This is a genomic window from Streptomyces ossamyceticus, from assembly GCF_001418475.1.
Taxonomy (GTDB): Bacteria; Actinomycetota; Actinomycetes; order Streptomycetales; family Streptomycetaceae; genus Streptomyces; species Streptomyces ossamyceticus.
This window is the reverse complement of the sequence record NZ_LIQX01000168.1, coordinates 1-8,041: the sequence shown is the minus strand read 5'-3', so window position 1 is coordinate 8,041 and position 8,041 is coordinate 1. Positions and strand designations below refer to the sequence as shown.

The 8,041-nt window shown below is 67.1% G+C and carries 5 protein-coding genes and 1 pseudogene; 3 read left to right on the top strand and 3 right to left on the bottom strand.

Annotation, left to right across the window (positions count from 1 at the left end; genetic code table 11):
- Positions 1–29 precede the first annotated feature (29 nt).
- The 3 genes and pseudogenes from AOK15_RS42105 to AOK15_RS43910 all read left to right on the top strand — a co-directional run.
- Positions 30–1,352 (top strand): annotated as a pseudogene (locus tag AOK15_RS42105) (PAS domain-containing protein); the annotation flags it as partial.
- Between the two features lie 368 nt (positions 1,353–1,720).
- A complete protein-coding gene (locus AOK15_RS46065; protein WP_205632130.1) occupies positions 1,721–1,951 on the top strand; it encodes a hypothetical protein in 231 nt (76 codons plus the stop codon).
- 97 nt (positions 1,952–2,048) lie between these two features.
- Positions 2,049–2,288, top strand: a complete 240-nt coding sequence (locus AOK15_RS43910) for a hypothetical protein (protein WP_055516447.1) — start codon at positions 2,049–2,051, stop codon at positions 2,286–2,288.
- 3,534 nt (positions 2,289–5,822) lie between these two features.
- Here the strand turns inward: AOK15_RS43910 and AOK15_RS14015 are convergent.
- The 3 genes from AOK15_RS14015 to AOK15_RS46060 all read right to left on the bottom strand — a co-directional run.
- The gene (locus AOK15_RS14015) at positions 5,823–6,839 is read right to left on the bottom strand and encodes a helix-turn-helix domain-containing protein (protein WP_055516445.1); all 1,017 of its coding nucleotides are present in this window, start codon (positions 6,837–6,839) and stop codon (positions 5,823–5,825) included.
- 68 nt (positions 6,840–6,907) lie between these two features.
- Positions 6,908–7,360 (bottom strand): hypothetical protein, encoded by a 453-nt coding sequence (locus AOK15_RS44985; RefSeq protein ID WP_157870246.1) that lies wholly within the window; start codon positions 7,358–7,360, stop codon positions 6,908–6,910.
- A 208-nt stretch (positions 7,361–7,568) separates the two neighbouring features.
- Positions 7,569–8,041: hypothetical protein (locus tag AOK15_RS46060; protein ID WP_205632129.1), on the bottom strand; the 473-nt coding region annotated here is incomplete at its 5' end.

Below are 8,041 nucleotides of genomic sequence, written 5' to 3'. Positions count from 1 at the left end.
TTTGAAGACGGACCCTAGTTGCGCCACGCATTCTCCTCGCGGCACTGTGCGCCGGATTCGCTGTGGGTTCCGTGCAAGGCTGGGGCTCGGAGCAACTTGCCCTGGTCATGGGCGACTTCGGGCTCTCCGCCGCTGCGGGCGCTGCCGCCGTCTCCTGTTTCTTCCACGCCCGAACCCATCGAGACCGGCTACGGGCCGCCTGGATCCTGTTCGCCGTCTCCTCGGCGATGCTGAGCCTGGGCAACTTTGTGTGCGGCTGGTACGAGGTTGTCCTGGAGCGCCCCGTTCCCATGTACGCCTATGCCGATGCCTTCTTCCTCGGCTTCGCCCCGCCAGCCGTTGTGGGTTTACTGGTTCTCGCCAAACGTCCGGCAAGCAAGGGCGGTTGGGTCTGCCTCGTAGTGGATGCCTGGCTGATCGCCGGTTCGCTGCTCACGGCAGCCTGGAGTTGGGCGCTGACACAACCGGCGCAGTCATCGAGGGTCGACCTGTTGAGCATGGTGTACCCGCTGCTCGACATCGCCCTGGTGAGCATGGTGCTCGTCCTGCACTTCAGGAGGGCCTACTGGAACCGTCCGGCAGTCAACACGGCCTTGGGCGCGCTCGCGCTGACCGTGATGTGCGACGCCCTGTTCACCTCACCACTCATGCGCAACAACTTCCACTCCGGCCGGCTCCTCGACGCCGGCTGGTTCGCAGGCTCCCTGCTCCTGGCGTACGCCCCCTGGGCCGGCCCTCTACACCAGAAGGCCGCCGACGAGCGCGAATCCCGACCGTTCACCGGCTTGCTGGCTGCTCTCACCCCGTACCTCGCCGCCGCCGTCTGCACCCTGGGGATCCTTTACAACGTCCTCAACGGCCGCAGCGTGGACCGCATGATGCTGCTGACCGGCGGCGCGGTCGTGCTCGCCCTCATGGTGCGCCAGGGCGTCATGCTGCTGGACAACATCACCCTCACACAGGAACTGGTGCAGAAGGAGAACCACTTCCGCTCCCTAGTGCAGGGATCCAGTGACGTCATCATGATCGCCGCCCCCAGCGGCATCCTGCGCTACGTGTCCCCGGCTGCCGCCGGGGTCTACGGATGGCCCGCCGAGGCTCTGGTGGGCACCGAACTGGCTTCGATCATCCACCCCGAGGACCTGGGCTGCGTGGTGCACGAGGTGCGCCGCTTCCTCGCCGCCAGCCCCCAGGACGAGCCCACCACCCGCATCGAGTGCCGCTTCCGCTCCGGCGACGGCGGCTGGCTCGATATCGAGTCCACGATCAACCGTCACCAGGGCGGCCTGATCTTCAATAGTCGGGATGTGAGCTGGCGCGCCCCTTTCCATGGGAGGCTCCAGCGCACGGCCAACTTGACTTACGGAGTATCTAAGAGCGGCCATTTCGTCGAGACGGAAGACGAGTCGTCCAGTACCACGGACCAGGAGCCGAAGCAGGCGGACGAGCCCTCACAGTCCGACACCGACAAGACAGTACCCGGGACTCGCAAGCGGGTTGAAGGCACGGCAGAACCCGGTGGGCCAGTCCTTCAGCTCATCGCCCGGCTTCTGGCCTTGCTACTCCCTGAAGACGAACGGGCCGGGTGGATCGAGGAGCAGCGCGCCATCTTGGCCGACCTTCCCGGACGATTCGCGCAGTGGAAATGGGTGGCTTCGTGGCTCACCGGCATGCCTCGGCTCGCATACACAGTTCGCTCGAGCTGGGAAGAGGAAGCGCCATGACGACGCCACTGCCTGGACCCGCCGACCCCGAGCCACGCCCTTCCAGCCCAGATACCGAACCGCTACTGAGTCAACGGACCGCCCTGGTGCTGTTGATAGCGGCATTCATCGGAACAGTCGTCGGCGTCCTTGCCCTGTTCAGCGCGGGGAACGTTGCGGGCGCACTCCTGGCCGGTGTCACGGGGTTCGGGACCAGCACCGTGGGATTGCACAAGCTGATCGGCTGAGCCGCCAAAGCACGTTTGCGCAATGCAGCTGTGCTGGACGCCCGCTCGACGCCGAGGGCAACTTCCACAGTATGACGAGGAAGGTGCCGCCCACAACGTGGCACTCCTGCACGCGGATCAGGCGAGCCAAGGGGCCCTCATCCGTGGCTGGCTGGCGTCTCCCGCCCCGTCGGCTGAGGCGCCCGTGCCGGAGCCGGTCGCTCAGGTGGATGTGGCGGTCGTGAACCTGGAGAACAGGCTGCACAAGGTGCAACTGGCGGCCGCCCCTCACGTCACGGCCGCGAATCTCTACACGGCAGAGCGGGCTGCCGCCGCGCCCAACTCGACCTGCATCTAGAGAATTACGGCAGCACGGCAACGCCCGTGCGCTTCGCTTTCGACGGTGTAGCCTTCACCCGTCACACTGCGGTACTTGCCGAAGGTCACCCTGGTCCGGGAGAAGCTCATTCGGTGTGCGGCTGGCAGGTACGCCCGTCGCCGTCCGTCCTCACAGCGTTGACGCTACGAGGCGTCGAGCGCGTAGAGCTGGTCAGCTCCTCGGCCCATGCCGCAACATCGACATGCACGCCCGCCCGGCGTCTGCGGGTCCCCTTGTTCTGAAGGCCGGTGCCCCGCCTGCTGCAGGCCGGATGGCTCCATCGGACGTGCGGCGGGGGCGCCTCTTCGATAGTCTGCAGCAGGTCACACCCGCCAGGCGGAATTAAAAGCGGGGTAATTTACACAGAAGCGAGAAAAAGAAACAATTGCTATAGCTATTATTTGCGGGACTTTCAGTGGGGTCGGTCTGATCCGATGAGCTTCTCAGAGACGACTTCCCGCCCCTGGGAAGCGAGTGCCGCGGGAACGCAGCAGCACTGTGAGCTCGCACCGGACACGTTGGGCTTCTTCCTTGGCAATGAGGTCTTCTCCCGGTGTCGTCCCGGTTCAGCAGTCCTGCGCCGGCCTGGCCAGTGCCTCCAGCCGCCACAGCAGGCATCAGGGCATCCTGCTGCACCCATTCCCGGCCGTTGCAGGCAGGGAACTGCTGTCGACCGGTGCGTTTGCGGATCTGGTTGCGGCCTCTTTGGCCTGGAGGATTACGGGCAGTGTTGCACTGGCGGCTGTTGCGCAGTCTCGGCACGAGCCGTGAGCTTCACCGGCGGGGCTCTCCCGCAGCCACACCGCAGAGCTTTCTTCAGCACTGTCTCGTCTTCTCGCTGAGAACTGGCGGACGTCCGCTAGGCGGGACAACGTCGACGGCAGTCCTTCGGTTACGGCCAACTGCGTATCAATTGACCGCTGTCCCCAACCCGTTGGCCTGCTTGAACAACCCTTGACGCCCATCGCCTTTGAGCAGGTCAAGGCCCTCTGTTCTTCAGTTCTGTCCCGCGCTGTCTCGCCGGTTTCCGGTTCGTCGGGCTCAGCGCCCATGCTGAGGACCACGAAGCGAATCGCGTATGTTCGCTTCAGGCACGGTTGCTTGCCCTCCAGGGGCCTTCCTGTGCCCGGCTCTTCGTCATTCATCTGTTGGTCCAGACAGGGTGACGAAAGCATCGCGTGGGTGCTGGTTGCAGCCTCACCTGCGCCTCTGTGTGTGGCGGGACCCGGCACAGGGTCCCGCCCATGCGCGGGGAATAACGAGATTGGCCCGTTCCATCCCACCATGACGGCAGCCTCCCCTGCCGATGGCAGTGCTTCAAAGCAACGCCAGTAAGCCGTGCCACTGACCTGTGGCTACACAGGCCGGCGACTCCCAAAGCCCCGAACCCCAGACGTGTGCCAGCTGGACCGGGCCGCAGGCCGCGAAGGCCCAGTTCGCCTGTAGCCCATCACGCCGCAAACTGCCGACGTGCCATCGCGGTTGACGGAAATCCCTGAGATGCCACTCGTCCTGCTCCTGCTCATGGCCGACCGGGTCAACCGCCCAGCAGTACTCCCCAGGAAGCCGCTTGGAGGAGGCCGCGCGCAATCTGGCGGCTGGAGCGCCGGCCGCGGACGCTGCGGTGCGAGGCGGACACACGTTCTGGATCGCCGCGCTCACCGTCGGGACTGCTGCGGTGGCCAACTGAGTGACAGCAGGGGAAACCACCAGGGCAGCCCGCATCCAGCGGCTGCACGAGGCTCGTCGGACGGCCTACCTGGACCTAGTCCAGTAAGGCCAGCGTATGGCCGAGCTGTACTGGAAGGTCTCTGAGGTCCACCGCATCAGTGCTGCCCCGGATAGCCCGTCGGCATCACTGAGGGATTTCCGCGACCGCATCCGAGACACCTACGGTGATCAGAGGCGGTCCGTGTGGGTCATTGAACTGGAGGGACCGGACGAGGCGGCTGCCGCGGCATACGCGGTGAAGCAGGTGACCACCGATCCGTCCATATCAGGCCCTCAACGCAGTCATCGCCGCAGAAGCAGGCGCAGAAGCCCGCTTCGACGCCTGCTGCAGCCCCCTACTGGGTGGCACTCGGCCGTTTCGTCGATGCCGCGAAGAGCGCCCTGCACGACACGTAGCACCGCTGCGCGACGGCGCAGTGGGACCGGGCCGAGCGGGCCCTGCGGCGAGCGAGGGGCCGTGTTGCCCAGCAGTCCCCGCCGCGGCGGCCGGTGCGGATCGCCAGAGCTCATTCGCGGCCGCCAGCGAGGCCTTCGGGGCTGGGACCGTGGCAGGGCCCGAGGCCGCTGGCGCGGCCGGAGGGCTACGGCTGCTCGGTCCTCAGCCCTGCGTTGTTGCGGGGTGGCGCTGTCTGGAGTGTTGCGCCTGCGTGGTCCGCAGCTCCCGGAGACACCCTCCGCAGCAGCGAGAGAGTCGGCCTGAAATTTACAGTAGTGAAATTGTTGTGTGCTTCGTGAAGGTAGTGGATCCGAGATGGCTCCTTTGATGTAAATCAAATTCCCTGCAGATCAGCGCGATGGCATCTCAGCTGGAGAAAGACATGGGTCTGCAGAAGGCGCACCTCGCATAAAAATCTGCAATTCGAAGAAAAAGTTATCATCATTCTTCGAGAATCGCCTGCTGAGTGCGTGCGCTCCGGACCTGGCCCGAACACTCCGGAAAGAAATCTGACCTGCGAGCGCCGAATTAAGGCCCTGTCGGGCGCCGACACACGCCGGATAAATTCGTCACGTACCCGTCTGGGGGCAGCGAAAAGCCGTGGCGTCTCAACCGGCAAGAAACCCCGCCCCCTGCCGTCCTATAACTCCATCACGCCGCACACGGTTCGGTCTCTCCTCACGGGCGGACCAGCGCCGCCCCCTCCGGGGGGCGTTGCCGGGCTGCGCCACGAAGACCAGACAGCAGAGCGCCGCCAGAAGCCGCTGGCGCACCGGCCCGCCGCAGATCTCCGGCCACCGCGAGCGCACTCTCCAACTCCGTCCACCAGACCGATCCGGGCGGGGCGTGGACCACGCCGAGGGCAATCGTGCAACCAGTACGGCGATCAGTGGGTGATGACCGCGGCTCACGGACGCCAACTCCGAGGCACTGAACGAGGACCGCGCCGCTGTATGTCACACCGTCGGCGACGCTCGCCGCGGCAATCGGCAACAGGGCTACCTTCTCCGGCCCTGGTACCCGGCGACCCGGTGGGCCCGCTACTCAAAACAGACCGAGGTGTTCGCGCTCGGCGGCGGGCACCGCGGCCCTCGCGGCATGCGGCGTACGCGCCGCGGCACGACCGGGTCCTCGATCGGCATACGCGCACGCAGCATCCACCCCGGCAACCTCCACGGGGTGCTGTCAAGGCACGCCATGCCGGGCACCGGTCGTACGGCGGACGTCCCCGCTTCCTGCGTCGTGCCCTCGCCCTCTCCGGGGGGCGAGGCATCGAAGAAAGAGGGGCGGGGTGCGAGGTCAACACGGACCTCGCACCTAGCCCCTGGTGGGAGAGCGGCCGCCGGCTACCCGGCCCAGGACTCCGGAAAGCCGCGCTCGTGGCAGAACTGGCCCCACTCCCGCCGTTCCTCGGGAGTGGGGGAGCGCACGAGTGCCCGGGCCAGCATGGTGAGTTCCCGCCGGGTCCGGGGACTCGCCCCGACGGCCGCCTCGCTCGCACGGGCGAGCATGTGAGCGGGCAGGAACTTGCCCGCGAACAGGCGGTCGACGAGCACCATCTTCAGCTTGGCGCGCGTGGCGAAGGTGGTGATGGTCGCCTTCTCCTCCTCCAGCGCCCGCTCCAACGCGTTCGCGAAGCGCATGCGCGCCGGAGAGGAGTGGAACTCCATCACGACCTGCTCGCCGGTCGGCTCCACCGTCCGGGACCTGCGCAAGGAACACGGGCTCCAGCCGGTACGCACGTCACGAGCCGGGTCGAACTTGGCGAAGGCGCGCGCCCAACCCTGCTGCTGGCGTACCGGGACACCGCACCCGGCCAGGATCGCGGCGAGGTGCTCGAAGGTCATGGCACGCTCTCCGGAAAGGACAGCGCCCAGGGTGGCTCGGCTGTAGGGGATATCGAGGCGCGCGGTGGCCTGCGCCAACTCCCGCAGCGACATGCCCACGTACGTACGCAGCGCGGTCAGAGCGAGGAGGAAGTGCGCCTCGCTCTCCAAGCCCGGTACGACCGCCCGGCTCGCGGACCGGTCCCAGTAGCCGAAGGCCCTCGCCTGCAGGGCGGCCGCGTCGGCGGGGGCCGACGCCCGCTGCAGCTCGTTGACCTTGTTCCACAGACGGCGCGCGGTCGTGAGGTCACCGTCGCAGGCACGGACCCAGCCCTCCACGGTCCGCCACGTGACGCGTGGATCGCCGTTTTGCGCCTGGGACAGTGAGCCCTCCGAGACCCCGGACAGCCGCGAGATCTTCCTCAAGGTCATGAACTCGGTGACCGTGCTGGCGGCGGCCTGCGTGGTACGCAGGAAACGCGCGAGGTCGATCACTGGATCGTCCCGCTGAGGCAGCGGGTCGGGGGTACGGGCCATCACCGGTCTCCTCTCGTCCGGCCCGAAGGCCGGGACCCCCGACAGGGCCCCGGCCGAAGGGAGGGACGTCAGACCAGAGCGGTCCGTACGTGATTGGCCAGCAGGACGATCAGCACGATGCCCGCGATGATCGCCTCGGTCGACATGCCCATGAGCATGCAGGTGACCACTACCGCGGCGACGATCGCCGTGATCGCCACGGACGACCAGGACACGGCGGGCGCCGTGCCGTTGGCCCCGCCGCCCGCCGTACCCGTCGTGAGCGGGGACATGATGCCGGGGACGGCCACCGGCGCGGAGCCGGGCACCGGCACGGCCGAGGCCGTCGGCTCGTACGGGCGCACGACGCCGTCGATGACGACGAACGGGCCCGTCGGCTCGGCGTTCTCGGCCGCGAACGCCGAGCCGACCGGGACATCGCCTGTGTCCTGCGCGGGGGCGGGGGTGTAGGGAATCATCCGGCCGTCGACGATGATGAACGGCCCGTTCCCGGTGTTCGAAGGATCGCTGAACTGCTGCACGTCGTGCTCCATATGGCTCTACGTCACGGAGTGAGGGCCCCGACGCGGGGTGCCGCAGGTGGCGCCGCCGTAGCGACGCCACCGGGGGAATCTCCTTTCATCCGTTGGTCCAGACAGGGATTTGGGTCTTGCTCGAGCACCGTGACCTCGTTGCGCCAGTTGCAGCTGACACAGCGAGGTGCGTGGGGCCCTCGGTACCAATCATGGCCTACGCGCTACCACTGTCCGCAGCCGTGAGCCACTTCTGAAGATCACTCACCGGGCCCCGGCTCAGGCGCCGTTGGACATTTCGCCTGCTCACACAGGCAATCCAAGCGGCTCGCCAGTGCGTCGTCCGCCGCATCGACAACCGGAACGCGACCATGAACGGGTCCTTGCGCTCCACGATGCTCGAACCCGGAACAGCCTGCACGTCCTCCCAACGCAGCAGCCCCACGGCCGAGTTCCCGCCGCACGAGCCCGCGCCGGCGGGGCAAGCCGGCGCGTCGACGCCGAAGCCCGAGACGGCCCCGGACGCGTCCGTCACGCTCTGCGTCACCAGGGCGCCGAACTGCGGCAACACGTACGGCAAGACCAGCTCGGGGCAGCACCCCGGTGGCCGTCGGCTGGCGGTCAGATACAGGTCACGACCCACGCCCGACCGGGCCGACCGCTGCATAAGCTGTCTCTTTATACACATCT